25 protein-coding genes are annotated in these 26,130 nt (G+C 70.2%); 20 read left to right on the forward strand and 5 right to left on the reverse strand.

The window, feature by feature from the left end:
- Position 1: 1 nt before the first annotated feature.
- Genes ribH through tolA form a run of 7 tightly spaced genes read left to right on the forward strand, consistent with a single transcriptional unit; the run spans position 2 to position 4,721 of the window.
- Positions 2-466, forward strand: a complete 465-nt coding sequence (gene ribH / locus AVS7_RS05420; protein WP_020227408.1) for a 6,7-dimethyl-8-ribityllumazine synthase — start codon at positions 2-4, stop codon at positions 464-466.
- The gene (gene nusB / locus AVS7_RS05425; protein WP_020227409.1) at positions 463-999 is read left to right on the forward strand and encodes a transcription antitermination factor NusB; all 537 of its coding nucleotides are present in this window, start codon (positions 463-465) and stop codon (positions 997-999) included. Before ribH ends, nusB begins: the two co-directional genes overlap by 4 nt.
- Entirely contained in the window at positions 996-2,180 is a 1,185-nt protein-coding gene (locus AVS7_RS05430) for a pyridoxal phosphate-dependent aminotransferase (RefSeq protein WP_020227410.1), read from the forward strand. The genes nusB and AVS7_RS05430 overlap by 4 nt, the downstream gene beginning before the upstream one ends.
- Positions 2,181-2,185: 5 nt before the next feature.
- On the forward strand, positions 2,186-2,608 hold the full coding sequence (locus AVS7_RS05435; RefSeq protein ID WP_020227411.1) for a YbgC/FadM family acyl-CoA thioesterase: 423 nt from the start codon (positions 2,186-2,188) through the stop codon (positions 2,606-2,608).
- Positions 2,605-3,306, forward strand: coding sequence for a protein TolQ (gene tolQ / locus AVS7_RS05440; protein ID WP_034690081.1), 702 nt, complete (start codon positions 2,605-2,607; stop codon positions 3,304-3,306). Before AVS7_RS05435 ends, tolQ begins: the two co-directional genes overlap by 4 nt.
- 13 nt (positions 3,307-3,319) lie before the next feature.
- Positions 3,320-3,745 (forward strand): biopolymer transporter ExbD, encoded by a 426-nt coding sequence (locus AVS7_RS05445; protein ID WP_024000991.1) that lies wholly within the window; start codon positions 3,320-3,322, stop codon positions 3,743-3,745.
- 10 nt (positions 3,746-3,755) lie between these two features.
- The gene (gene tolA, locus AVS7_RS05450) at positions 3,756-4,721 is read left to right on the forward strand and encodes a cell envelope integrity protein TolA (protein WP_020227414.1); all 966 of its coding nucleotides are present in this window, start codon (positions 3,756-3,758) and stop codon (positions 4,719-4,721) included.
- A gap of 95 nt (positions 4,722-4,816) precedes the next feature.
- Here tolA and AVS7_RS05455 read toward each other — a convergent pair whose 3' ends face one another.
- Positions 4,817-6,643, reverse strand: a complete 1,827-nt coding sequence (locus tag AVS7_RS05455; RefSeq protein WP_020227415.1) for an ATP-binding protein — start codon at positions 6,641-6,643, stop codon at positions 4,817-4,819.
- 34 nt (positions 6,644-6,677) lie between these two features.
- On the reverse strand, positions 6,678-7,334 hold the full coding sequence (locus AVS7_RS05460; protein ID WP_034690083.1) for a response regulator transcription factor: 657 nt from the start codon (positions 7,332-7,334) through the stop codon (positions 6,678-6,680).
- A gap of 103 nt (positions 7,335-7,437) precedes the next feature.
- Between AVS7_RS05460 and AVS7_RS05465 the strand changes: the two genes are divergently transcribed.
- Genes AVS7_RS05465 through AVS7_RS05475 form a run of 3 tightly spaced genes read left to right on the forward strand, consistent with a single transcriptional unit; the run spans position 7,438 to position 13,065 of the window.
- Complete coding sequence (locus AVS7_RS05465; protein ID WP_020227417.1) at positions 7,438-9,774, forward strand: sulfatase-like hydrolase/transferase; 2,337 nt, start codon at positions 7,438-7,440, stop codon at positions 9,772-9,774.
- An 11-nt stretch (positions 9,775-9,785) separates the two neighbouring features.
- Positions 9,786-11,972, forward strand: a complete 2,187-nt coding sequence (locus tag AVS7_RS05470) for a sulfatase-like hydrolase/transferase (RefSeq protein WP_020227418.1) — start codon at positions 9,786-9,788, stop codon at positions 11,970-11,972.
- Positions 11,959-13,065 carry a formylglycine-generating enzyme family protein gene (locus tag AVS7_RS05475; RefSeq protein ID WP_049696849.1) on the forward strand — a complete coding sequence of 369 codons (1,107 nt, stop codon included), beginning with the start codon at positions 11,959-11,961 and terminating at the stop codon, positions 13,063-13,065. The genes AVS7_RS05470 and AVS7_RS05475 overlap by 14 nt, the downstream gene beginning before the upstream one ends.
- A gap of 67 nt (positions 13,066-13,132) precedes the next feature.
- Here AVS7_RS05475 and AVS7_RS05480 read toward each other — a convergent pair whose 3' ends face one another.
- A complete protein-coding gene (locus AVS7_RS05480; RefSeq protein ID WP_020227420.1) occupies positions 13,133-14,464 on the reverse strand; it encodes an MFS transporter in 1,332 nt (443 codons plus the stop codon).
- Between the two features lie 259 nt (positions 14,465-14,723).
- Between AVS7_RS05480 and cyoA the strand changes: the two genes are divergently transcribed.
- From cyoA to AVS7_RS05515, 7 genes are read left to right on the forward strand one after another with little or no spacing between them, the layout of a single operon-like run.
- On the forward strand, positions 14,724-15,767 hold the full coding sequence (gene cyoA, locus AVS7_RS05485; RefSeq protein WP_020227421.1) for a ubiquinol oxidase subunit II: 1,044 nt from the start codon (positions 14,724-14,726) through the stop codon (positions 15,765-15,767).
- Positions 15,768-15,788: 21 nt separating this feature from the next.
- Positions 15,789-17,798 carry a cytochrome o ubiquinol oxidase subunit I gene (gene cyoB / locus AVS7_RS05490; protein WP_024000994.1) on the forward strand — a complete coding sequence of 670 codons (2,010 nt, stop codon included), beginning with the start codon at positions 15,789-15,791 and terminating at the stop codon, positions 17,796-17,798.
- Positions 17,791-18,426, forward strand: coding sequence for a cytochrome o ubiquinol oxidase subunit III (cyoC, locus tag AVS7_RS05495; RefSeq protein WP_020227423.1), 636 nt, complete (start codon positions 17,791-17,793; stop codon positions 18,424-18,426). The genes cyoB and cyoC overlap by 8 nt, the downstream gene beginning before the upstream one ends.
- Positions 18,426-18,857: a cytochrome o ubiquinol oxidase subunit IV gene (gene cyoD / locus AVS7_RS05500; protein ID WP_020227424.1), complete on the forward strand. Its 432-nt coding sequence runs from the start codon at positions 18,426-18,428 to the stop codon at positions 18,855-18,857. The genes cyoC and cyoD overlap by 1 nt, the downstream gene beginning before the upstream one ends.
- Positions 18,858-18,910: 53 nt before the next feature.
- Complete coding sequence (locus tag AVS7_RS05505; RefSeq protein ID WP_082176385.1) at positions 18,911-19,687, forward strand: SURF1 family protein; 777 nt, start codon at positions 18,911-18,913, stop codon at positions 19,685-19,687.
- Positions 19,671-20,993, forward strand: a complete 1,323-nt coding sequence (locus AVS7_RS05510) for an ATP-binding protein (RefSeq protein ID WP_020227426.1) — start codon at positions 19,671-19,673, stop codon at positions 20,991-20,993. Before AVS7_RS05505 ends, AVS7_RS05510 begins: the two co-directional genes overlap by 17 nt.
- 7 nt (positions 20,994-21,000) lie before the next feature.
- Positions 21,001-21,540: a response regulator transcription factor gene (locus AVS7_RS05515; protein WP_020227427.1), complete on the forward strand. Its 540-nt coding sequence runs from the start codon at positions 21,001-21,003 to the stop codon at positions 21,538-21,540.
- Here the strand turns inward: AVS7_RS05515 and AVS7_RS05520 are convergent.
- The gene (locus AVS7_RS05520) at positions 21,537-22,280 is read right to left on the reverse strand and encodes a sulfite exporter TauE/SafE family protein (protein ID WP_020227428.1); all 744 of its coding nucleotides are present in this window, start codon (positions 22,278-22,280) and stop codon (positions 21,537-21,539) included. The two genes, AVS7_RS05515 and AVS7_RS05520, sit on opposite strands and share 4 nt — an antisense overlap.
- A gap of 114 nt (positions 22,281-22,394) precedes the next feature.
- Here AVS7_RS05520 and AVS7_RS05525 point away from each other — a divergent pair, with 114 nt between their 5' ends.
- The 3 genes from AVS7_RS05525 (at position 22,395) to AVS7_RS05535 (ending at position 25,718) form a co-directional block, all read left to right on the forward strand.
- On the forward strand, positions 22,395-23,282 hold the full coding sequence (locus tag AVS7_RS05525) for a LysR family transcriptional regulator (RefSeq protein WP_020227430.1): 888 nt from the start codon (positions 22,395-22,397) through the stop codon (positions 23,280-23,282).
- 111 nt (positions 23,283-23,393) lie between these two features.
- Positions 23,394-24,761 carry a tRNA 5-hydroxyuridine modification protein YegQ gene (yegQ, locus tag AVS7_RS05530; protein ID WP_020227431.1) on the forward strand — a complete coding sequence of 456 codons (1,368 nt, stop codon included), beginning with the start codon at positions 23,394-23,396 and terminating at the stop codon, positions 24,759-24,761.
- A gap of 90 nt (positions 24,762-24,851) precedes the next feature.
- On the forward strand, positions 24,852-25,718 hold the full coding sequence (locus tag AVS7_RS05535; RefSeq protein WP_020227432.1) for a hypothetical protein: 867 nt from the start codon (positions 24,852-24,854) through the stop codon (positions 25,716-25,718).
- On the opposite strand, the gene AVS7_RS05540 is transcribed toward AVS7_RS05535, so the two are convergent.
- On the reverse strand, positions 25,715-26,128 hold the full coding sequence (locus tag AVS7_RS05540; protein WP_020227433.1) for a hypothetical protein: 414 nt from the start codon (positions 26,126-26,128) through the stop codon (positions 25,715-25,717). The genes AVS7_RS05535 and AVS7_RS05540 overlap by 4 nt on opposite strands.
- Between the last annotated feature and the right edge of the window lie 2 nt (positions 26,129-26,130).

A 26,130-nucleotide genomic window follows, 5' to 3' on the forward strand; every position in this document is an offset into this window, starting at 1 on the left:
CATGTTTGGCGCAGAAAAAGGAACGGCGGACAAACTCGACGGCCGCAAGCTGCACATCGGCATCGTGCAGGCCCGCTTCAACGAGAGCATCACCAACAGCCTGGCGGCGGCCTGCCGCGCCGAGCTGCTGCGGCTGGGCGTGCAGGACAAGCACATCCGCCACGTGCTGGTGCCCGGCGCGCTGGAGGTGCCGGTGGCGCTGCAGGCCATGGCCGAGCGCGACGAGTTCGACGCGCTGATCGCGCTGGGCTGCATCATCCGCGGCGAGACCTACCACTTCGAGCTGGTGGCCAACGAGTCGGGCGCAGGCGTCACGCGCCTGGCGCTGGACTACCAGGTGCCGATCGCCAACGCCATCATCACCACCGAGAACCTGGAACAGGCCATCGCCCGCCAGACGGACAAGGGCGTGGACGCGGCCCGCGTGGCCGTGGAAATGGCGAACCTGCTGGAGGAGCTGTCGTGACCGAACCCACCACCACGCCCGAGCAACCCGGGCGCCCGCCGCGCCAGCCGCGCACCGGCACCACCAGCACCGGGGCGCGCAAGGCCGGCTCCAAGTCCAACCGCAGCCGCGCGCGCGAATTCGCGCTGCAGGCGCTCTACCAGCACCTGGTGGGCGGCAACGACGCCACCGCCATCGACCTGTTCACGCGCGACCTCTCGGGCTTCCACAAGGCCGACGCGGCGCACTACGACGCGCTGCTGCACGGCTGCATCGAGGGCGCGCAGGCGCTGGACGCGCTGATCGCCCCCAAGCTCGACCGCAAGATGAGCGAGATCTCGCCCATCGAGCACGCGGTGATGTGGATCGGCGTCTACGAGTTCCAGCACTGCCTGGACGTGCCCTGGCGCGTGGTCATCAACGAATGCATCGAGCTGGCCAAGGAGTTCGGCGGCACCGACGGGCACAAGTACGTCAACGGCGTGCTGGGCGGCCTGGCGCCCCAGCTGCGCGAGGCGGAGGTGGCGGCCGACAAGGCGGCGGGCAAGGCATGAGGTTTTCCACCCGCGCCGAGCGCATCGAACCCTTCTACGTGATGGAAGTCGCCAAGGCCGCGCAGGCCCTGGCGCGCGAGGCCGCAGGCACGGCCGAGCCCATGATCTTCCTGAACATCGGCGAGCCCGACTTCACCGCGCCGCCGCTGGTGCAGGAAGCAGCCGACCGCGCCATGCGCGCGGGCCATACGCAGTACACGCAGGCGCTGGGGCTCGACGCATTGCGCGAGCGCATCAGCGGCTGGTATGCCCAGCGCTTCGGCGTCGACGTGCCCGCGCGGCGCATCGTGGTCACGGCCGGCGCGTCGGCCGCGCTGCAGCTCGCCTGCCTGGCGCTGATCGAGGCCGGCGACGAGATCCTGATGCCCGACCCCAGCTACCCCTGCAACCGCCACTTCGTGAGCGCGGCCGAGGGCAAGGCGGTACTGATCCCCACCACGGCCGAGGAGCGCTTCCAGCTGAGCGCCGCCAAGGTCGAGGCCGCCTGGGGCCCGAAGACGCGCGGCGTGCTGCTCGCCTCGCCTTCCAACCCCACGGGCACCTCCATCGCCCCCGATGAACTGCGCCGCATCCAGGGCGTGGTGCGCGCACGCGGCGGCATCACGCTGATCGACGAGATCTACCTGGGTCTGTCCTACGACGAGGCCTTCGGCCAGACCGCTCTGGCGCTGGGCGACGACGTCATCAGCATCAACAGCTTCAGCAAGTACTTCAACATGACCGGCTGGCGCCTGGGCTGGATGGTGGTGCCCGACGCCATGGTGCCGGTGGTCGAGCGCCTGGCGCAGAACCTGTTCATCTGCGCCTCGGCCATCTCGCAGCATGCCGCGCTGGCCTGCTTCGAGAAGGACAGCATCGCCGAGTACGAGCGCCGCCGTGCGGAGTTCAAGGCGCGGCGCGACTTCTTCATCCCCGCGCTGCAATCGCTGGGCCTGACGGTGCCCGTGATGCCCGACGGCGCCTTCTACGCCTGGGCCGACTGCACGCAGGCCGCGCAGACGCTGGGCGTGTCGGGCAGCTGGGACTTCGCCTTCGCGCTGATGCGCCGCGCGCACCTGGCCATCACGCCGGGGCGCGACTTCGGCACGGCGGACACGGGGCGCTTCGTGCGCTTTTCCACCGCCAGCTCCATGGCGCAGCTGCAGGAATCGGTGGCGCGCCTGCGCGCCCTGCTGGGCTGAGGCGCATGGCGTTCGAGTGGCCGGTGCGCGTCTACTGGGAGGACACGGATGCCGGCGGCATCGTGTTCTACGCCAACTACCTCAAGTTCTTCGAACGCGCGCGCACCGAGTGGCTGCGCTCGCGGGGCCTGGGCCAGCAGCGGCTGCGGGAACTCACGGGCGGCATGTTTGTCGTAACCGACGCGCGCCTGCGCTACCTGCGCTCCGCCCGGCTGGACGATGAACTGATTGTTACCGCCAGCGTGCGGGAAAGCGGCCGGGCATCGCTCACAATCGAGCAGCAGGCGCTCCTGAAACCAGAGCAGATGAACCCAGATACCTCCCCCGCCCTGCTGTGCGAAGGCACCATCCGCATCGGCTGGGTCCAAGCCGCCACCCTGCGCCCCGCGCGCATCCCAGGCTCCCTGCTGGAACGACTTTCATCATGAATTCCCAAGACATGTCCATCCTGAGCCTCGTGCTCAACGCGAGCTGGGTGGTGCAGCTCGTCATGCTGCTGCTGATCGGCGTCTCCATCGCCAGCTGGGCGGCCATCTTCCGCAAGCTGTTCGCCCTCAAGCGCGTGAAGTCGCTCAACGACGAGTTCGAGCGCGACTTCTGGTCCGGCACCAGCCTCAACGACCTGTACGCCGCCGCCGCGCAGAACGCCAAGCACGCCGGCCCCATGGAACGCATCTTCGCCAGCGGCATGCGCGAATACCACAAGCTGCGCGAGCGCCGCATCGGCGACCCCGGCACGCTGCTGGACGGCGCGCGCCGCGCCATGCGCGCGAGCTTCCAGCGCGAGATGGACGTGATCGAATCCAGCCTCTCGTTCCTCGGCTCCGTCGCCTCCGTCAGCCCCTACGTGGGCCTGTTCGGCACCGTGTGGGGGATCATGCACGCCTTCACCGGCTTCGCGGGCATGGAGCAGGTCACGCTGGCCACCGTGGCGCCGGGCATCGCCGAGGCGCTGGTGGCCACGGCCATCGGCCTGTTCGCCGCCATCCCCGCCGTGATCGCCTACAACCGCTTCGCGCGCGACATCGACCGCGTGGCCACGCACCAGGAGACCTTCATCGAGGAGTTCTCCAACATCCTGCAGCGCAACCTGGGCGCGCACCCCGCATCGCCCTCGGGGCATTGAAGGGAGACACGGCATGCCCGCAATGGCCTCGCGCGGCGGATCGCGCCGCCGCTCCATGAACGAGATCAACATGGTGCCGTTCATCGACGTGATGCTGGTGCTGCTCATCATCTTCATGGTGACCGCGCCCATGCTCACGCCCAGCTCGGTCAACGTGCCCTCGGTCGGCAAGGGCGCCAAGGTGCCCAAGACGCGCGCCGACGTGTTCGTCGAGAAGGACGGCAGCGTGCGCTTCAAGGCCGACGGCAACGAGCGCACCGTGCCGCTGCAGAACCTGGGCGCCACGGCCAGGAACTGGCTCAAGGACCAGCCCGAGGACACGCCCGTGCTCATCAGCGCGGACAAGAACGTCTCCTACGACTCCGTGATGCAGGCCATGTCCGCGCTGCAGGCCGCGGGCGTGCCGCGCGTCGCCCTGGCCGTCAAGGGCGGTGGCTGAAGCGACCCGCATGCACGCCACCAACGACCGCGACCAATTCGCCCCGCCCCGCCCGCCTGGCCGCATGCGGGCCGTGGCGCTGGCCGTGCTCGCCCATGCCGTGCTCATCGGCGCCCTGACCTGGGGCGTGAACTGGAAGACCAGCGCGGACCAGCCCGCCGTGGAAGCCGAGCTGTGGGCTGCCGTGCCCCAGCAGGCCGCGCCGCGCGCCGTGGCGCCTCCGCCGCCGCCCGCGCCCGCGCCCGAACCGGCCCCGCGGCCGGCACCGGCGCCGCCGCCGCCTCCTCCTCCGCCCCGCCAGGCCCAGCCCGATACGCGCGAGGCCGACATCGCCCTCGAGCGCGAGAAGGAGAAGAAACGCCTCGAAGAGGAAAAGAAGCGCCAGCAGCAGCTCGAACGCGAAAAGCGCGAGCGCGAACGCAAGGAAGAGGAGCGCCGCGAGCGACTGGAGCAGGAAAAGAAAGAGCGCCAGTTGGCCCAGCAGAAGGCTGAACGCGATAAGGCCGAGCGCGAAAAAGCCGAGCGTGAGAAGGCCGCCAAGGCCGAGCAGGAAAAGCAGAAGAAGCTGGCCGAGGACAAACGCAAGGCAGCCGCCGAGGCCAAGCGCGCCGAGGAATTCCGCCAGGAGCAGATGCGCCGCATCGCGGGCCTGGCCGGCGCCACGGGCGGCGAGACCGCCACGGGCACTGCGCAGCGCAGCGCCGGCCCTTCCGGAAGCTACGGCGGCAAGGTCAAGGCCAAGGTGCTGCCGAACATCGTCTTCCCCGACGCCATCACCGGCAACCCGCACGCCGAAGTAGAGGTGCGCGCCGCGCCGGACGGCACCATCGTCGGCGTTCGCATCGTGAAGGCCAGCGGCAACAAAGCGTGGGACGATGCCGTGGTGCGCGCCCTGCACAAGACCGAGACGCTGCCGCGCGACGTGGACGGGCGCGTGCCCTCGTCCATGGTGATCAGCTTCCGCCCCAAGGATTGATTTCCAAAAAAGCGAGCAGCTTGCGCTCTCTGCACAAGGGTTTCAATGGAAAAACACCATGAAACCCTTGCATGGCAAGCGCGGCAAGCTACCTTTTAGATAGCGCCTCCGTGCACCGGCAGCTGCAAGGGCAGCAGCACCGCCACGCGCGCACCGCCGCCCTGCGGCGTCTCCCAGCGCACTTTGCCGCCCAGCAGTTCCGCGCGGCGGCGCATGTTCTCCAGGCCGGCGCCGCCGCCGCATCCACTGCGCGGAAAAGGCGCACCGTCGTTCTCCACCACGATCGCCGCCTGCGCCGCGCCGTGCGGCTCGCCGCGCACGGCGATGCGCGTGGCCGGGCCGTGGCGCACGGCGTTGGTGACGGCCTCCTGCACGATGCGCAGCACGGCCAGCGCGTGCGTGGGCGTGACGCCCGAGATCTCGGGCAGCCGCGCGGTGGACCAGTCCAGTTCCACCCCCAGCCGCTTGAGCTGGCGCGCCAGGCGCTCGCGCAGGCCTGCCAGCGCCACGGTCAGCTCGCGGTCGCCGATGTCCAGCGAGTGGATCACCACGCGCAGGTCGTCCAGCGCCTCGCGCGCGCTGCGCTCGATGACGGCGGAGCGCTCGCGCTCGGCCAGCGCGATGATGGAGGCGAGGTGGCCGCTCAGCCCGTCGTGCAGGTCCACGGTGAGGCGCTGGCGCTCCTCGCTGCGCACGCGCTGCGCGGCCTCGCGCCGCTCTTCCTCGTGCAGGCGCGCCAGCTCGGCCTCGCGCTGCGCCAGCTCCTGGCGCAGGCGGGCGTTGGCGCCGTCCAGCCGCATCAGGCTCAGGCCCAGGCGGCGCATGAGGATCACCGCGATGCCGATCATGAGCACCATGCGGTAGTACGCGCCCAGCAGCACGGTCCCGTCGATCCATCCCGCCACCTGGGCCACGTCGTGCAGCAGCGCCAGTGCGAACAGCAGCATGGGCACGAGCAGCAGCCGCGCCTCGCGCACGCCGCGCAGCGCGCCCGCGGCGGTGATGGCCGCCGCCGCCCAGACCGCCAGCACCACCGCAGGAAGGCTCAGCGCCAGCATGACCTGCCACACCGGCAGGGCCGGCAGCAGCGCGAGCGCGATGCCCAGGCACGGCACCGCCGCCACGCACCACTGGAGCCAGCGCGGCACTACCATGCCGTTGATGAGCAGCGCGATGATGGGCAGGATGAAGGAGGCCGACGAGCTGGCCATGAGCACGTAGGGCAGCGCCTCCTGTACGCCCGGCAGGTCCGACCGCAGGCCCGCGTACTGCGGCAGGCTCAGCACCTGCATGAGCAGCAACCAGCCGAACAGCGGCTCCACGGGCCGGTACAGCCAGGCCGCGAGCACGGCCACCATCAGCAGCAGCTGCCCCGCCAGCGCCATGAGGCGCAGGTGTTCGAGCAGGAACAGGCCCAGGCGGTAATGCGGCCCCAGTGCCTGGGCGCTGCCCACGCGCGGCGGCGAGAGGTGGCCCCGCATCACGCCTGCCGCCGCCACGCGCACGTCCAGGGTGTTGGCGCCCGCCGCGAGCCGGTCGGCCGGCAGCCGCACGAACACCGTCACGCCCGAGGTGATGCCCGCGGGCAGCGAGCGGTTGCCCGTGTCCATCAGCTCCACGCCGTTGAGGCCGATCGCGGCGCGCTGGCTCACCAGCGGCAGGAACAGGTACAGCGGCTCGCGCGGCGCCTCCGGCAGGCCGAAGTGCAGGCGATAGCGGTATTCGGCGTCGCCGCCCTGGTGGCGCGGCGGCCAGGTGTGGGGCAGCGCGGTTTCCACTTCCTGCTGCGCCCCGGGGGCCAGCACGAAGGCACGGTCCAGGACCTGCCCGCCTTCGATCTGCACCAGGCGCGGCAGGAAGGGTGCGCCCGCGAGCAGCAGCAGGCCCAGGCAGGCGAGCAAGGCGAGGGCGGCCTTTTTCATCGCCGGGCCGCCCCTGGATGGAAAAGCGCTCCGCTCACAGGCGGATCACCCCCCGCTGCGTGGCGTTGAACACAGCCTCGGAGCGGTTCGTGGCCTCCAGCTTGCGGTAGACGTTCTTGATGTGCACGGGCACGGTCTGCTTGGAGATGCCCAGCTGCTGCGCCAGCTCGGCATAGGTGAGGCCGCGCGCGATGCCCCAGAGGATCTCCGTCTCGCGCGGGGTGAGCGCCTCGGCCAGCGGCACGGCGGGCGCGCCCCCCAGCCGGCGCACGATGATGCGCGCGATGGACGAGGAGATGGGCGAGCGCCCGGCGCGCAGTTCCTCGATGGCCTCGACGAGTTCGATGGAGTCCGCGTCCTTGAGCAGATAGCCCGCCGCGCCGGCCTCGATGGCCTCGATCACCGTGGCGTCGTCGGCCAGCACCGAGATGACCATGGCCTCCGCCGCCGGGTGCAGGCTGCGCAGCAGGCGGATGGCCTGCGTGCCGTGGCCGTCGGGCAGGCGCAGGTCGGTGATGAGCAAGTCCACGCGCGCGCCCTGCAGCGCCTGCACGGCCTCGGCCAGCGTCGCGCAGGCGTCCACCAGTTGCCCGCCGGGCCAGGCCGCGAGGATGCGCGCGAAGCGGTCGCGCAGGGGCTCGTCGTCCTCGACGAGCAGCACGCGGCATGTGTCCTCTTGATGTGGGTCCATGGCCCGACTCTGACACAGCGGGCACGCCCGGTTGAATACCCCGTTCATGGTATTGGCACCACCGCCCGTGCGCCAGACACTGCCGGGCAGAGGAGATTCCACCATGCACACCCCAAGACACTGGACCGCCGCCCCCCTTGCCGCAGCCACGCTGGCCCTGCTGGCCTCCTGCTCCGGCGGCAGCGGCGACGGCAGCACCACCGCCCCGCCCGATGCGCCCACGGCGCAGCAGCCCAACATCCTGTTCATCGTGCTGGACGACTTCGGCATCGACCAGCTCACTTCCTACGGCCATGGCGGCGCCGTGCCGCCCAGGACGCCCTCGCTCGACGCCATCGCCAGCGCGGGCCTGCGCTTTCGCAATGCCTGGGCCATGCCCACGTGCACGCCCACGCGGGCGACCTTCTTCCTCGGGCGCAACCCCTCGGCAACCAATATCCTCAACGCCGTGGTCGCCACCGATCTCGCCAACTCCGAGATCTCGCCCTACGAGGTGACGCTGCCCAAGCTGCTCAAGACCCGGGGCTACACCAGCGCCATGATCGGCAAGATGCACCTGACGGGCACGGACCTGAACGGCGCGCCCAACCTGCCCTACGGCCACCAGACGATGTGGAAGCTGGGCTGGGACCATTTCGACGGCTACCTCGACGGCGCACCCTACCCGATCGACACGCGCGCGGGCCGCAGCACCGTGGCCGAGGGCACCTACCCCTGCGGCTTCGTGCCCAACAGCACGATGGACCCGGCCCACGGCGCGGATGCGGGCGCCTGCTACTTCGCCACCGGCACCTGCGAGCCCATCCAGCGCGGCGCGGGCATCGCCACCCCGGGGCGCAGCTGCCTGGAGCGCGGCGGCATCTTCGACCCCGGCCAGTCCTGCCAGACCCGGGCGCCCGCCGCCCTCGACTTCTCCACGCAGAACGGCTACTACACGGGCGAGTTCGCCATCAGCGAGCCCGATGGCAGCGCCCGCAAGATCACGGCCGAGGACCCTGCCGCGCGCGGCTACCGCAGCACGATGGAGACCGACCGCGCCATCGCCTGGGCCAAGCGGCAGCCGGGCGACAAGCCCTGGATGCTCTCGCTGGGCTACTCGGCCGTGCACACGCCGCTGCAACTGCCGCCGCTGGCGCTGATCTCCGAGACCACGCCGGGCCGCAATGACAACCTCGTCTGCTCTCCCGCCAGCGACATGGAGGGCGTGCCGGGGCAGGTCGCCGCCGTGGTGGACGACCACCTCGTCACCAACCTGATGATCGAGGCCATGGACAGGGAGATCGGCCGCCTGCTGGTGGAGCTGGGCCTGGCCGCCTACCGCAGCGACGGCTCGCTGGACTACCAGCCCGAGAAGACCAACACCGTGGTGGTCGTGATGGGCGACAACGGCACCTACGTGAACAGCGTGAAGTTCACCGCGCCGGGCCGGTTCGACCCGTCGCGCGGCAAGGGCTCGCCCTACCAGACCGGCGTGGCGGTGCCGCTGCTCGTGGCCGGCCCGATGGTCAAGGAGCCGGGCCGCGAGGTGCCGCACCAGGTGAGCTCGCCCGACCTGTACCGCCTGTTCGCCGAGATTGCGGGCGCCGACGTCGAGGCGGCCATCCTCGCCCAGCGCCCGCTGGACGCGCGGCCGATGTACGCCTACCTGACCGACCCCGGCAGCGCCGCCCTCCGCACGGTCAACTTCGCCGAGATGGGCACCAACTTCACCAACCCGGCCACGGCCATCGCGCCGCAGCCCTGCGTGGTGGAGGCCGCCGAAGTCTGCTTCAGCATCTTCCCGTACAAGGGCCTGTGCGATGACCAGAGCGGCGTCTGGTACGGCGCCGGCTCGGGCCTCGCGGGCGTGCCCGAGGAGGGCTTCGCCCACTGCGGCCAGGTGATGTCCTACCGCCAGGCGCGCAACCCGGGCGACGCGGTCAAGGTGCTGCCCGATGCGTCGAAGGCCGCGAGCGACGGCACCTACAAGCTGGTGCGCATGAACCGCAAGACCTACACGATCGACCTGACCAACCCCGTGAATTCCACCTACACGGGCACCAACACCAACACCGACGAGCTCTACCGCATCGACATGACCCCGCCGAACCCGGTGATCGACAAAGACGGCAGCGAGCTGGCCTCCGGCGCCTCGCCGCTCGACGTGTCCGGACTGGACGCGCAGGCGCGGCAGGCCTACGCCACGCTGCGCGCCGAGCTGGACCAGCGCGACAAGGTGGCCGACTACCACCAGAACTACGACGGCACCCACTGCCCCGGCGACGGCAACCGCGACCTCGTGGTGGACCAGAAGGATCTGGACAACTGGCGAGAGCTGAGCCAGCTCAACGGCGGCCAGTCGAGCTGGTACGACCTGAACCACGACGGCAAAACCGACGCGGCCGACCGGGCCGTCATCGAAGCCCATATCGGCAAGCGCTGCACGCCGCCGGCATTCTGAGGAGACACGTGATGCACCCCACGACCACAACGGGGGCCGCGCTGGCAGCGGCCTGCCTGCTCGCCGCCTGCGGCGGCTCGTCCAGCGGCCCCGCCGCCGAAGCGCCCACCCCGCAGCCGCCGAACATCCTGTTCGTGGTGATGGACGACGTGGGCATCGACCAGATGAGCAGCTTCGGCTACGGCGGCCAGGACGCGCCGCCCATGCCCAATATCGAAGCCGTGGCGAGCGCGGGCGTCAAGTTCCGCAACACCTGGTCCATGCCCGAATGCTCGCCGGGCCGGGCCGCGTTCTTCACCGGGCGCTACCCGCTGCGCACCAACATGTACCAGGCGCTGGGGCCCAACGACCTCGCCAACTCGCAGCTCTCGCCGCACGACGTGACCGTGCCCAAGCTGCTCAAGGCGGCGGGGTACGAGAACGCGATGTTCGGCAAGTTCCACCTCGCCGGCCCCGAGCACAACGAGGCGGGCAACGCCACCCCGCTGCAGCTGGGCTGGGACCATTTCTATGGCTGGATCGGCGGGCTGCCCGGCTCGGTGGACACCACGGCGGGCGGCGCCTACGGCGCGGGCGCATGGTCCTGCGGCTTCTACCCGCACCACTTCGCCGGATCCTGCCACTATGCGGACGGCGCGTGCGAGGACATGCCCCAGCCCGCGCTCGCCGAGGACGCGACCGGCCTGCAATGCCTGGCCAAGGGCGGCGTCTTCGTGGACCGCCACCGGTGCGGCACGCCCCTGCCCGCCAGCGCTCGGCTGGACTTCGGCCGCGAGAACGCCTATTACGTCTCGCCCCTGGTCGTCATCGACGGCGGCCGCACCGAGGTCGTGCCGCTCACCGACCCGCGCGCCCGCGGCTACCGCACCACCATCGAGACCGACGCCGCCATCCGCTGGATCAAGGCCCGCCCGGCGGGCACGCCCTGGATGGCGACGGTGAGCTACTCCGCCGCCCACACGCCCTGGCAGCACGCGCCCAAGCACCTGTCGCCCCTGAGCAGCCCGCGCCTGTCGGGCAACGTGCTGGACTGCACCAGCCCCGTGGCCGGGCGCGCCATCCAGAACCAGATGACCGAGGCCATGGACACCGAGTTCGGCCGCCTGCTGGTGGAGACCGGCCTGGCCGCGCGCGCCGACGACGGCAGCCTGCGCTACGACCCGCAGGCCGCCAACACCGTCATCGTGGTCGTGGGCGACAACGGCTCGCTGGGCTACGCGGTCAAGCCGCCGTTCAGCCTGTCGCTGGCCAAGGGCACCTCGTACCAGACGGGGGTGTGGGTGCCGCTGATCGTGGCCGGGCCGCAGGTGGCCGCGCCGGGCCGCGCGGTGGAGCACATGGTCAACACCGTGGACCTGTTCCAGCTCTTCGGCGAACTGGCGGGCATCGCCGACGTGCACGCGCAGGTGCCGCGCACCGTCGACTCGGCGGGCCTGCTGCCCTACCTGACCACGCCCGCGCAGGCCAGCCTGCGCACCGTCAACTTCACCCAGTCGGGTGTCAATATCCAGGCGGGGGGCGGCCGCAACGGCCCCTGCGTGATGAACCGCACCAGCAGCCAGGCCGGAAGCTGCACCCAGATCCCCACCTCCAAGGGCGTCTGCGAGGACAACGGCGGCGTCTGGTGGGGGCCGGGCTATACCGATGCCTCCGTCATCGGCAACGGCGGCGCGGGCTACGCGCAGTGCTGGGAGGTGAACCGCGCCATCACCGCCGCGGGCGCCACGCCCGGGCCGCTGGCCGTGCTGCCCGAGCGCACGCTCGCCATCCGCGACGAGCGCTACAAGCTGGTGCGCAACACCACGGTGAATCACGACAGCGCCACGGGTGGCAGCCGCGAGGACGTGTCCACCGAGTTCTACGCCATCGACCAGGCCCCCGGCACGCCCCTGCTGGAAGACCCCGCCACCAACGACCTGCTGCGCGGCCCGCTCACCCCCGCGCAGCAGAACGCCTACACCGCGCTCACGGCCAAGCTGGACGAGCTGCTGGCCTCGGAGCCCGACTGCCCCGGCGACGGCAACAAGGACGGCGTGGTGGACGCGCAGGATCTCTCGAACTGGCGCCGCATCGCCCAGGGCTGGGGCCTGTCCAGCGTCTACGACTTCCTGTTCGACGGCCGCACCGACGCGGCGGACGAGCAGGTCATCCAGCAGCACATGGGCATGGCCTGCCCCAAGCGCCATGGCGTCTATTGAAATGCGCAGGCGCTGGCTGCTGGGCGGCGGCGTTGCCCTGGCGGCGGCGGGCATCACCGGCTGGCGGGCCCTGCGGTCCGCACCCGCTCGCCCCGCCGTCGTGCTGGGCGACGGCGTGAACGGCCCCCAGGGCATGGCCTGGGTGCCGGGCGGCACCTTCCTCATGGGCAGCGACCACCCGCTCGCCCAGCCCAACGAACGCCCGGCGCACCCGGTGCGCGTCCAGGGCTTCTGGATGGACACGGCCCATGTCACCAACGACCAGTTCGCCGCCTTCGTGCGCGAGACCGGCTACATCACCACCGCGGAGCGCAGGCCCGACTGGGACACCATCCGCGTGCAGCTGCCCCCCGGCACGCCCCGCCCGCCCGATGCGGTGCTGGTGCCCGGCGCCATGGTGTTCGTGGGCACCAGCGCCCCTGTGCGCCTGGACGACTACGCCCAATGGTGGCGCTACGTGCCCGGCGCCGACTGGCGCCATCCCCAGGGCCCAGGCAGTTCCATCGGCGGCAAGGGCGACCACCCCGTGGTGCAGGTCAGCCATGAGGACGCGCTGGCCTACGCCCGCTGGGCGGGCAAGCGCCTGCCGACCGAGGCCGAATGGGAGTTCGCCGCGCGCGGCGGGCTGGAGCAGGCAACCTACGCCTGGGGCGACGAGGTTCGGCCCGGCGGCGAGCTGCAGGCCAACTACTGGGACACGCGCTCCCGTCCCTTCCCCGTGGTCAGCGCCCAGACGGGCGGCGCGGCGGGCACGCTGCCGGTGAAGACCTTCCCCGCCAACGGCTACGGCCTGCACGACATGACCGGCAACGCCTGGCAGTGGGTGGCCGACTGGTACCGGGCGGACCAGTTCGCCCGGGAGTCGGCGGGCGGCGGGCGCGGCCCGGTGGAAAACCCGCCAGGCCCCGCCCGGTCGTTCGACCCCGACGAGCCCGGCGTGCCGGCCGACGCACCCAAGCGCGTGATCCGGGGCGGCTCGTTCCTGTGCAACGAGGACTACTGCCTGTCCTACCGCCCCAGCGCACGGCGCGGCAGCGACCCGCACAGCCCCATGTCGCACGTGGGGTTCCGGCTGGTCAGGGACAGCGGATGAGGATATGAGCCCAATCGGGCTCCAGCGCTTTCCTGGAAAGCGCTGGCAGCTACCTTTTCAATAGCAATCAGTCCTTTTGCTGCTCGAAGATGCGGTTGATGCGCAGCGCCGCCAGCGTGCACACCACGCCCGAGAGCAGGTACAGCGTCACCGCGCCCAGGCCGAAGCGCGCGGACAGACCCAGCGCCACCAGCGGCGCGAAGGCCGCGCCGAAGAGCCAGGCCAGGTCGGCCGAGAGCGCAGCGCCCGTGTAGCGGTAGTGCGTGGAGAAGTTGGCGGTCACGGTGCCCGACGCCTGCCCGTACGACAGCCCCAGCAGCACGAAGCCCGCCAGCAGGAAGATGTTGCTGCCTCCCTCGCTGTCCAGCAGCCAGGGCGTGGCCAGGCTGAACAGGCCGATCAGCACCGCCATGGAGCCCAGCAGGGTGCGCCGGCCCACATGGTCGGCCAGCTTGCCGGACACGGCCACGGCACCCGCCGCGAGGAAGGCACCCACGATCTGCACGCCCAGCACTTCGGTCATGGAGCGCTCGGAGTACAGCGAGATCCACGACAGCGGGAACACCGTCACCACGTGGAACAGAGCGAAGCTGGCCAGGGCCGCGAAGGCGCCCAGCACCACGTTGCCCCCCTCGTCGCGCATGAGGCGAGCCACGCCCACGGGCTCCAGCTCCTTTTCCTCCAGCAGCTCGGCATAGGACTGGCCCACCACCAGGCGCAGGCGGGCGAACAGCGCCACCACGTTGATGGCGAAGGCCACGCAGAACGGATAGCGCCAGCCCCAGGAGAGGAATTCTTCGTGCGTGAGGCTGCCGTAGAGGTAGGCGAACAGGCCGGCCGCCAGGATGAAGCCCAGCGGCGCGCCCAGCTGCCCCACCATCGAATACCAGCCGCGCCGCTCCTTGGGCGCGGCCATGGCCAGCAGCGACGGCAGGCCGTCCCACGAGCCGCCCAGCGCCAGCCCCTGGCCGAAGCGCAGCACGGCCAGTGCGACGATGGCGGCCATGCCTGCCGCGTTGTAGCTGGGCAGGAAGGCCATGCTCACCGTGCACGAGCCCAGCATGAACAGCGCCAGCGTGAGCTTGGTGCCGCGCCCCCAGCGCCGCTGCACCGCCATGGAGAGGGCCGTGCCGAACGGCCGCGCGACGAAGGCGATGGCGAAGATGGCGAATGCCATCAAGGTGCCGTCCAGGCGCGACAGGAAGGGGAACAGGAACGACGGAAAGACCAGCACGCAGGCGATCCCGAAGACGAAGAAATCGAAATACTCCGACGAGCGCCCGATGATCACGCCCACGGCGATCTCGCCAGGGGTGACGTCCTCGTCCGTGTGGGCGCGCGAAAGGGAGGCCGCACTCTCGTGTCCGTACACGGGATATGCGATGGAACCGCTACTCATACCGATGCTCCTTGGCTCAAGACATATGCACGGCACCGTTCTACACGCAAGCCCATCGGTCAACAAGTGCGCTTTCACTGACATCGGCCGTCAGAAACCCTCGCGCCATATCAACCATGGGCGGTTTCACCCTGGCGCAAGCCCCTGGTTTTGACCCTGGACAAAATGTCCAATCGACAGGCGCGCTAGGCGCTATTACATTGTCCGCCACCCCGTAATTCGCGTTTACACCTAAGCGCGCCTTTGTCTCGCCTCTAGCATGCCCATACCCACGCACCTCCGCAGGCCCGCCTGGCTGACGGCCGCCGCCGCGACCGCCGCCCTGGCCGGCTGCAGCAAGGCCGTCGTCCTCAACCCCGCGGGCGACATCGCCGCCCAGCAGGGCGACCTCGTGGTCACCGCCACTTTGCTGATGCTGATCATCATCGTGCCGGTGATCCTGCTCACGCTCCTGTTCGCCTGGAAGTACCGCCAGGGCAACACCGAGGCCGAGTACGACCCGGACTGGCACCACTCGACCTCGCTGGAGCTGGTGATCTGGACCGTGCCGCTGATGATCATCATCGCCCTGGGCGCGCTGACCTGGATCAGCACCCACAAGCTCGACCCCTACCGGCCGCTGGACCGCATCGACGCCACCCGCGCCCTGCCCGCCGACGCCCGCCCGCTGGAGGTGCAGGTCGTGGCGATGGACTGGAAGTGGCTGTTCTTCTACCCCGAGCAGGGCATCGCCACGGTGAACGAGCTGGCCGCGCCGGTGGACCGCCCCATCCTGTTCAAGCTCACGGCCACCTCGACCATGAACGCGTTCTACGTGCCCGACCTGGCCGGCATGATCTACGCCATGCCCGGCATGCAGACCGAGCTGAACGCCGTGATCAACAAGCCCGGCGTGTTCCACGGCCTGGCCTCGCACTACAGCGGGCCGGGGTTCTCGGGCATGACCTTCAAGTTCCATGGGCTGTCCGAGGGCGATTTCGCCCAGTGGGTGCACAAGGCCCAGCAGGAGGGCAAGCCGCTGGACAAGACCACGTACCTGCAGCTGGCCAAGCCCAGCGAGCGCGACCCGGTGCAGCGCTTCTCCAGCGTGGAGGAAGGCCTGTACCACAAGGTGCTCAACCGCTGCGTGGAAGACGGCCGGATGTGCATGCACGACATGATGGCCATCGACGCGCGCGGCGGCGAGGCTTTCCTGAAGGCCAGCGGCGCCACGCTGCCGCGCGAGGTGTGCACGGCGAGCGACGCGCCCCGCATCGTCGCCGCGCTGGAGGCAGACGCCGTCCAGGCCACCACCCCACAGTGAATCCGAGCCGAGAAATCCGATATGTCTGAACACACTACCCCGGCCCAAGCCCACTGGCTGCTGGGACGCATCACCTGGGACTCCATCCCGATGGCGCACGAGCCCATCGTGCTGTGGACCTTCGTCGCGGTGGTCCTGGGCGGCCTCGTGATGCTGGCCGCCCTCACCAGGTTCCGCCTGTGGAGCCCGCTGTGGCGCGACTGGATCTGCAGCATCGACCACAAGCGGATCGGGATCATGTACATGATCCTCGGCCTGGTCATGTTCCTGCGCGGCTTCGCCGACGCGGTGATGATGCGCCTGCAGCAGTCCATGGCCTTCGGCGAGAGCATGGGCTACCTGCCGCCGCACCACTACGACCAGATCTTCACCGCCCACGGCGTGATCATGATCTTCTTCGTGGCGATGCCGTTCGTCACGGGCCTGATGAACTACCTCGTGCCGCTGCAGATCGGCGCGCGTGACGTGTCCTTCCCGTTCCTGAACAACTTCAGCTTCTGGATGACCACGGGCGGCGCCGTGCTGGTGATGCTGTCGCTGTTCCTGGGCGAGTTCTCCACGGCCGGCTGGCTGGCCCTCTCCAACCTGGGCGCGCAGAACCCGGGCGTGGGGCTGGACTACTACATCTGGGGCCTGCAGGTCGCGGGGGTGGGGACCACCTTGTCGGGCATCAACCTGATCGTGACCATCATCAAGATGCGCGCGCCGGGCATGAACCTGATGAAGATGCCCGTGTTCACCTGGACCGCCCTGTGCACCAACGCGCTGATCGTGGCCACCTTCCCTATCCTGACGGCCGCGCTGGCGCTGATGACGCTGGACCGCTACGTGGGCACGAACTTCTTCACGAACGACCTGGGTGGCAACTCCATGCTGTACGTGAACCTGATCTGGATCTGGGGCCACCCCGAGGTCTACATCCTGGTGCTGCCCGCGTTCGGCGTGTTCTCCGAGGTCGTGGCCACGTTCAGCCGCAAGCGCCTGTTCGGCTACACCTCCATGGTGTATGCGACGGTGTGTATCACCATCCTGTCGTACCTGGTGTGGCTGCACCACTTTTTCACCATGGGCTCGGGCGCCACGGTGAACACCTTCTTCGGCATCACGACGATGATCATCTCGATCCCGACGGGCGCCAAGATCTTCAACTGGCTGTTCACCATGTACAAGGGCCGCATCCACTTCACCGTGCCCATGCTGTGGACGGTGGGCTTCATGTGCACCTTCGCCATCGGCGGCATGACCGGCGTGCTGCTGGCCGTGCCCCCGGCCGACTTCGTGCTGCACAACAGCCTGTTCCTGATCGCGCACTTCCACAACGTCATCATCGGCGGCGTGGTGTTCGCGGTGTTCGCCGGCATCAACTACTGGTTCCCCAAGGCCTTCGGCTACAAGCTCGACGAGTTCTGGGGCAAGTGCTCGTTCTGGTTCTGGCTGGTGGGCTTCTGGGTGGCGTTCACGCCGCTGTACATCCTGGGCCTGATGGGCGTGACGCGCCGCGCCAACCATTTCGAGGACCCGTCGCTGCAGATCTGGTTCATCATCGCCGCCTGCGGCGCCGCGCTGATCGCCCTGGGCATCGCCTGCTTCTTCGTGCAGCTCGTCGTGAGCTACCTGCGCCGCGACCAGCTGCGCGACGTGACCGGCGACCCCTGGGGCGGCCGCACGCTGGAGTGGGCCACCTCCTCGCCCCCGCCGCAGTACAACTTCGCCTTCACGCCCATGGTGCACGAGATCGATGCCTGGTGGGACATGAAGAAACACGGCTACAAGCGCCCGCTCGCCGGCTTCCAGCCCATCCACATGCCGGCCAACACCGGCGCGGGCATCGTGATCGCCACGCTGTCCACGCTGTTCGGCTTCGCCATGATCTGGCACATGTGGCCGCTGGCCGCCGCCTCGTTCGCGGCCACCGTGCTGGCGTCGATCATCCATACTTTCAACTACAAGCGTGACTACTACATCCCGGCCGCCGACGTGGCCGCCGTGGAAGCGACGCGCACCCAGCAGCTTGCAGCAGCCCATGTCTGATACCCACACCCTCGCAGCCGGCGGCGCGGCCGCCCTGGCACCGCGCGCCTACCACCCCGCGCACGAGCCCCATCCGGAGAACGGCACCTCGCTGGGCTTCTGGCTCTACCTGATGAGCGACTGCCTCATCTTCGCCGCCCTGTTCGCCACCTACGGCGTGCTGGGCCGCAGCTACGCGGCCGGCCCCACGGGCAAGGAGCTGTTCGACCTGGGCCTGGTGGCCCTGAACACGGCCTTCCTGCTGCTGTCGTCGATCACCTTCGGCTTCGCCATGCTGCAAAAGCAGCAGAAGAACGTGCGCGGCACGCTGGCCTGGCTGGCCGTCACCGGCCTGCTCGGCCTGGCCTTCCTGGCCGTGGAACTATACGAGTTCGCCCACCTCATCCACCAGGGCGCCACGCCCCAGCGCAGCGCCTTCCTGTCGGCGTTCTTCACGCTGGTCGGCACCCACGGGCTGCACGTCACCTTCGGCCTGATCTGGCTCGTCACGCTGATGCTGCAGATCCGCAAGCACGGCCTGATCCCCGAGAACGTGCGCCGCGTCAACTGCCTGTCCATGTTCTGGCACTTTCTGGACGTGGTCTGGATCGGCGTCTTCACCTTTGTCTATCTCATGGGGGTGCTTTGATGAGCGCGCATGAACTCCACGCCGGCCATGGCGGCGACCACCACGACGACCACCACGGCCACGGCGACGACCTGCACGTCACCCGCTCGGACTACATCAAGGGCTTCGTCCTGGCCGTCATCCTCACGGCCATCCCGTTCTGGCTGGTGATGGCCGGCGTGATCCAGAACCGCACCACGGCCGTGCTCGTGCTGGGCGTGCTCGCAGCCGTGCAGATCGTCGTCCACATGGTCTACTTCCTGCACATGAACGGCAAGATCCAGGGCGGCTGGACCATGCTGTCCACCCTGTTCACCATCGTCTTCGTGGCCGTCACCCTCGCGGGTACGCTGTGGGTCATGTTCCACATGAACGCGAACATGATGCCCTCGCACGCCAACCCCATGACCGGCCAGCCGCAGGTGGGAGAACACCACCACACCGCGCCTTGAGCGCAGCGCAGGCGGGCCCGCTGCCGCGCCCGCACTCCGATCTGACGATGGCGATGCTCGCGCTGGCGGGCATCGCCTTGTTCGTTGTGTTCAGCGCGCTCGGCTGGTGGCAGGTGGAGCGCCGCACCTGGAAGCTGGCGCTGATGGAGCGCGTGGAGCAGCGCCTGCACGCCGCGCCCATCCCCCTGCCCCCGCCCGCCGGCTGGCCGCAGGTCACTGCCGCCAGCCACGAATACCAGCCCGTGCGCGCCCAGGGCCGCTGGCTGGAGCGCAAGACCGTGCTGACCCAGGCCGCCACCGTGCTGGGCGCGGGCTTCTGGGTGCTCACCCCGCTGCAGCTCGACACCGGCGGCCAGGTGCTGGTCAACCGCGGCTTCATCCCCGAAGCCCAGCGCGCGCCCTGGCTGGCCGCCGCGGCCCAGGCGCCGGACAGCCCCGCCGTGCAGGTCGAGGGCCTGCTGCGCATGGCCGAGCCCGGCGGCGGCTTCCTGCGCCGCAACGACCCCGCGCAGCAGCGCTGGCATTCGCGCGACGTGGCCGCCATCGCCCAGGCGCAGGGGCTGGCGCAGGCGGCACCCTTCTTCATCGACGCCGGCATTCCCGACGCGCGTGCGCCGCATCCCGCGCCGGAGGATGCGCCCGCCAGCGCCGGCCCCTGGCCGCGCCCGGGGATGACGGTGGTGCGCTTCCACAACAGCCACTTCGTGTACGCTGTCACCTGGTTCGGCCTGGCGGCCATGGTGGCGGCGGCGGCGGTGTATGTGGCACGCTACGAGCTCCGGCTGCGTGCCGCCCATCGCCTGTCCACCCGCCATGAGCCCCCGCTCTGACTCCGCCACGCCCCCTGCCCTGAAAGCCCGCTCGGCCGACGCCGCGGCAGGGCTCAAGAACCTGCACCAGCTCATCCAGCTGCGCTGGATCGCGGTCATCGGGCAGATCTTCACCATCGAGGTCGCGCACTACAGCCTGAACCTGGCGCTGCCCCTGCGCGAGATGCTCATGGTGGTAGGCTGCCTCGCGGCATTCAACGTGGTGAGCTTCCTGCGCTGGCGCACCGGCCGCGGCGTGCGCAACGTGGAGCTGTTCCTGGCCTTGCTGGTGGACGTGGCGGTGCTCACCGTGCAGCTCTACCTGAGCGGCGGCGCCAGCAACCCCTTCGTGTTCCTCTACCTGCTGCAGATCACGCTGGGCGCCGCCCTGCTGCGCAGCGCCTACGTGTGGGGCATGGTGCTCATCGCGGCACTGTGCGTCGTGCTGCTGACACGCTACGCCCTGCCGCTGCCCCTGGCGCCCGACTTCTCGCGCGGGCTGGCCAGCCCCTACGTGCTGGGGCTGCTGGTGTGCTTCATGCTCAACGCGGGGCTGGTGGTGATCTTCATCCATCGCATCGGACGCAACCTGCGCCAGCGCGACACGCGCCTGGCCGCCATCCGCCAGCGGGCGGCAGAGGAGGAGCACATCGTGCGCATGGGCCTGCTGGCCTCCGGCGCGGCGCACGAACTGGGCACGCCCCTGTCCACCCTGGCCGTCATCCTGGGCGACTGGCGGCGCGACCCGGCGCTGGCGCGCGACGCCGCGCTGCAGGAGGAAATCGCCGAGATGCAGGCCCAGGTGCAGCGCTGCAAGACCATCGTCAGCGGCATCCTGCTGTCGGCAGGCGAGGCGCGCGGCGAGGCCTCGGCCCAGACCACCGTCTGCCAGTTCCTCGACACGCTGGCGCGCGACTGGCGCGCCACGCGCTCGGTGGACACGTTCGCCTACGACAACCGCTTCGGCGAGGACAGCCCCATGGTGGCCGATGCCACGCTGGAGCAAATGGTTTTCAACGTGCTGGACAATGCACGCGATGCGTCGCCCCACTGGGTCGGCCTGGAGGCCGAGCGCGACGCAGGCAGCGATGCGCTGCGCATCATCGTCAGCGACCGGGGCACCGGCTTCGCGCCCGCCATGCTCCAGCAGTTCGGCAAGCCCTACCAGTCCAGCAAGGGCCGCCCCGGCGGCGGGCTGGGCCTGTTCCTGGCGATGAACGTCGCGCGCACCCTGGGCGGCAGCGTGCAGGCCCGCAACCGCGACGATGGCGGCGCCGTCGTCACCATCACGCTGCCGCTGGCCTCCGTCGCGATGCGGGAGATTTGACGACACCATGAACGCCGACACCGAACGCCTGCTGCTCATCGTGGAGGACGACGAGGCTTTCGCGCGCACGCTCGCGCGCTCCTTCGAGCGGCGCGGCTACCGCGTGCTGCACGCCGACAGCCTCGCGCGCACCCAGGAGCTGCTCGCCACCCACACGCCGGGCTACGCGGTGGTGGACCTGAAGCTCAAGGGCGAGGCCACGGGCCTGGCCTGCGTGCGCGCGCTGCACGCGCACAGCGAAGAAATGCTCATCGTCGTGCTCACGGGCTACGCCAGCATCGCCACCGCCGTGGAAGCAGTGAAGCTCGGCGCCTGCCACTACCTCGCCAAACCCTCCAACACCGACGACATTGAGGCCGCCTTCGGCCTCGCCGAAGGCAACGCCGACATGGAACTCACCAACCGCTCCAGTTCCATCAAGACGCTGGAGTGGGAGCGCATCCACGAGGTGCTGGCCGAGACGGGCTTCAACATCACCGAGGCCGCGCGCCGCCTGGGCATGCACCGGCGCACGCTCACGCGCAAGCTCGACAAGCGCCGCGTCTAGCCCAGAACCATGTGGCTGCCCAGCAGCAGCAGCCCCGCCATCAGGCAGCGGCGGAACCACACCGGCGACAGCCGCTGGCGCAGCCGCCCACCCAGCGCCATGCCCAGCAGCGCGGGCGCCAGCATCAGCAGCGACCAGCCCAGCGCGGCGCCCGAAAAGCTGGCGTTGCCCGCCAGCCCCACGGCCAGCGCCAGGGTGGAGACGGTGAAGCTCAGGCCCATGGCCTGCACGAACGCATCGCGCTGCAGCCCCAGCGCCTGCAGGTAAGGCACCGCCGGCACCACGAAGACGCCGGTGGCGGCAGTCACCAGCCCGGTGGCCGCACCCACCAGGGGGCCCAGCCAGCGCTGCACGCGCGGCGGCGCATGCAGCACCGCCCCGGCCAGCGACCACAGCGCATAGGCGATCAGCGCCCCGCCCAGCGCCACGCGCGCCCAGGCCCCGGCAGGTGCGCCCAGCAACCACGCACCCAGCCACGTACCCACGCACACGCCCAGCAGCAGCCCCGCGAGACGCCGCGCCAGCGGCGCGAGCGTACCCCAGGGCCGCATCTGCCAGACGTTGGTGACGAGAGAGGGAACGACCAGCAGCGCCGCCGCCTCGGCCGGCGGCAGGCGCAGCGCCAGCAGGCCCATGGCCACCGTGGGCAGGCCCAGCCCCACCACGCCCTTGACGAGCCCGGCCAGCACGAAGATGGCCAGGGCCACGGGCAGCCAGGGCGGCAGCGATGCGAGCGTCATGCGGGAATCCTTTCCATGAAGATGCGGCCGATTGTTCCGCCCTGGTGCGTGCATGCCAATGCGGCATTGGCGCACCCCACCTTCGCCCTGGCCGAAGGCTGCTAAGGTGGCGAGATGCACTTCGACCTGACCGACCTGCGCCTGTTCGTGCACGTGCACGAGGCCGGCTCCATCACCGGCGGCGCGCAGCGCAGCCACCTCGCGCTGGCCTCGACCAGCGAGCGCATCCGCGCCATGGAGGCCGGACTGGGCGCGCCGCTGCTGGTGCGCGGCCCGCGCGGCGTGCAGCCCACGGCGGCGGGCCGCACACTGCTGCACCACGCGCGCCAGGTGCTGCGGCAGATGGAGCACCTGCGCGGCGACATGGCCGGCCACGGCGCGGGCCTGGCGGGCCACGTGCGCCTGCTGTGCAATACCTCGGCGCTGGGCGAGCACCTGCCGCCGCTGCTGCCCGCCTTCCTGGCCGCGCACCCGCGCGTGTCGGTGGAGCTGCAGGAGCGCGGCAGCCAGGACATCGCCGACGCCGTGCGAGGCGGGCTGGCCGAGCTGGGCGTGGCCTCCGACGCGGTGGACCTGCAGGGCCTGGCCACCCTGCCCTTCCGCCCCGACCCTCTGGTGCTCGCCGTGCCCGCCGCGCACGCGCTGGCCGGCGCACGGGCCGTGCACCTGGAGCAGGTGCTCCATGAAGACTTCATCGGCCTCCCGCACGACAGCGCGCTGCAGGCCATGGTCGGCACCCAGGCGCGCCGCCTGGGCCGGCGGCTGGACTACCGCGCCCGGCTGGGCCACCTGGAGGCTGTGTGCCGCCTCGTGGGCCTGGGCGCGGGCGTGGCCGTGGTGCCGCAGGCGGCGGCGCGCCGGCATGCGCGGGCGCTGCGCATCCACCCCGTGCCGCTGGCCGACGGCTGGGCCCGGCGCTCGCTGGTGCTGTGCATGCAGGACCTGGCGGCCCTGCCGCCGTTCACGCGGCGGCTGGTGGAGCACCTGCGGACGGATTCATAGTCTTTTTTACCTCCAGCGCTTGCGCAGCAAGCGCCAGCAGCTATTTTTTTGGAAGCGAAAATTACCCGCGTGGCTCGCCCCGCCATGGCGCATCGGCGAAAATCCCGCCCCATGACCCTGAAAGCCCCCGAACTGCTGCTGCCCGCCGGCTCGCTCGACAAGATGCGCGCGGCGTACGACTTCGGCGCCGATGCCGTCTACGCCGGCCAGCCGCGCTACAGCCTGCGCGCGCGCAACAACGAATTCCGCCTGGAGCAGATCGCCCAGGGCATCCAGGAAGCGCACCAGCGCGGCAAGAAATTCTTCGTCACCAGCAACCTGATCGCGCACAACGACAAGGTGCGCACCTACCTGCGCGACATCGAGCCGGTGATCGAGTGCAAGCCCGACGCCTTCATCATGGCCGACCCGGGCCTGATCATGATGGTCAAGGAGAAGTGGCCGGAGACCGAGGTGCACCTCTCCGTGCAGGCCAACACCACCAACTGGGCGACGGTGAAGTTCTGGCAGAAGGCGGGCGTGTCGCGCATCATCCTCTCGCGCGAGCTGAGCCTGGACGAGGTCGAGAAGATCCGCCAGGAATGCCCCGACATGGAGATCGAGGTGTTCGTGCACGGGGCCCTGTGCATCGCCTACTCGGGCCGCTGCCTGCTCTCGGGCTACTTCAACCGGCGCGACCCCAACCAGGGCACCTGCACCAACGCCTGCCGCTGGGAATACAAGACGCACGATGCGGCCGTCGACCCCAACACCGGCGAGGCACTGGCGCAAACGATGGAGAACGGCTTCGACTTCGCGCAGGCGCGCGAGGAGGCCGACAGCCAGTTCACCAGCACCTGCGGCGGCGGGGCGCGCCATCCCCAGGCCGACCAGGTCTACCTGATCGAGGAAAAGGGCCGTCCCGGCGAGCTGATGCCCATCATGGAGGACGAGCACGGCACGTACATCATGAACAGCAAGGACCTGCGCGCGGTGGAGCACGTGGAGCGCCTCGTGAAGATCGGCGTCGATTCGCTCAAGATCGAGGGCCGCACCAAGAGCCTGTATTACGTGGCCCGTACCGCCCAGGTCTACCGCCGCGCCATCGACGACGCCGTGGCCGGCCGCCCGTTCAACCCGCACCTCATCACCGAGCTGGAAGGCCTGGCCAACCGTGGCTACACCGGCGGCCTGCTGGAGCGCCGCCCGGCCAACGACTACCAGAACTACGAGACGGGCAACAGCGTGTTGCAGCGCGCCCACTTCGTCGGCGAGGTGCGCGGCTACGCGGGCGGCATGGCCGAGGTGGAGACCAAGAACCGCTTCCAGGTCGGCGACACGCTGGAGATCATCCACCCGCAGGGCAACCGCCAGGTGCGGCTGGAGACCATGTTCAACCTCGACGGCGAGCCCGTGCAGGTGGCCCAGGGCAGCCCGGTGCGCGTGCGCATCCCGCTCGAAGGGCCCGTGGAGGGCGCGCTGATCGCGCGGCTGCTCTGAATTCCATAGCTTCCAGCGCTTGGTCACCAAGCGCTGGCGGCCAGTTTCCCTTATGAAGGCCCTGCGGGCCTTTTGTTTTTGCGACTTTCCATGACCGACATCACCGTCCTGCCCGAACTGCTGGCCTACATCGACCCCCTCACCCCCGAAGAAGACGAAGCGCTGGAGCGCAGCATCCTCGAAGAAGGCTGCCGCGACGCACTGGTGCTGTGGGGCGACATCCTGGTGGACGGCCACAACCGCCACCGCATCTGCACCAAGCACGGCCTGCCGTTCCAGACGGTGCAGAACACGCGCTTCCAGAACATGGAGGACGTGCACCTGTGGATGATCGACCAGCACCTGGGCCGGCGCAGCGTGTCGGAGTTCCAGCGCGGCGTGCTGGCGCTGCGCAAGCGCGAGATCATCGCTGCGCGCCGCGCCGCCGCGGCCGCCGCCGTGGTGGCCGCCAAGGCCGAGGCCGCCCAGTCCCCCGACGCCCAGGCCCCGTGGGAAGGCGACACCGACCCCGTGGTGGCCCAGGCGCTCGCCAAGGTGCCCAAGGTGCCCGACGACGCGCTGGACACGCGCGAGGCCCTGGCCCGCGCCGCGCGCCTCACGGCCGCACAGGTGAAGGCGATCGAGACCATCCACCAGAACGCCGCGCCGGAGGTGGTGGCCGCCGTCAAGTCGGGCGAGCTGTCGCTCAACGCTGCCGCCGTGGTCGCCCAGCTGCCCGTGGACGAGCAAAAAGCCGCTGCCACGGGGGGCGCGCAGGAACTCAAGCAGGCCGCCAAGCGGGTGCGCGACGCGAAGAAGAAGCCCAAGGCCGAAGAATCGCCCGCCGCCGCGCAGGACGCAGCACCCGCCGCATCGGCCGACGAACTGCGCCAGCGCGTGGCCGAGCTGGAGGCGGAGAACGAGCGCCTGCGCCAGCAGGTCAAGGCGCTGCAGGACCTGCTGGCCGAGCAAGGCTAAGCCGGCTGCACCGCCCGCGCGGCGGTGCGGCCGCGGCGCAGGCCCATCCACTGCAGCTCCGCCAGCACCAGCACGGCCGCCGCCTGCACCGCCACGTAGGCCTGGCCCCAGCCCGCCGTGTCCCACAGCACCGCCGCGCTGGCCAGCACCCACAGGAAGTTGCCCGCCGCGAGCAGCGCCAAAGCGCCCCCTGCGGGCACAGGCCGCAGCGCCAGCGATCCCGCCAGCAGCACGAAGGGCAGCGCCAGCCAGCCGCTGGCCGAGAGCAGCGCGGGCGACAGCCCCAGCAAGCCGGCCAGCGGTTCGGCCGCAGCCAGGTGCAGCGCGGCCATGGCGCCGCCCGCAGCGGCATCGGCCCAGAGCACCCGGCGCAGGCCGGCGGCGGAGGTGAGAGAAGCGATGAAGGACATGG

This window comes from Acidovorax sp. MR-S7 (genome assembly GCF_000400995.2).
Lineage (GTDB): Bacteria > Pseudomonadota > Gammaproteobacteria > Burkholderiales > Burkholderiaceae_C > MR-S7.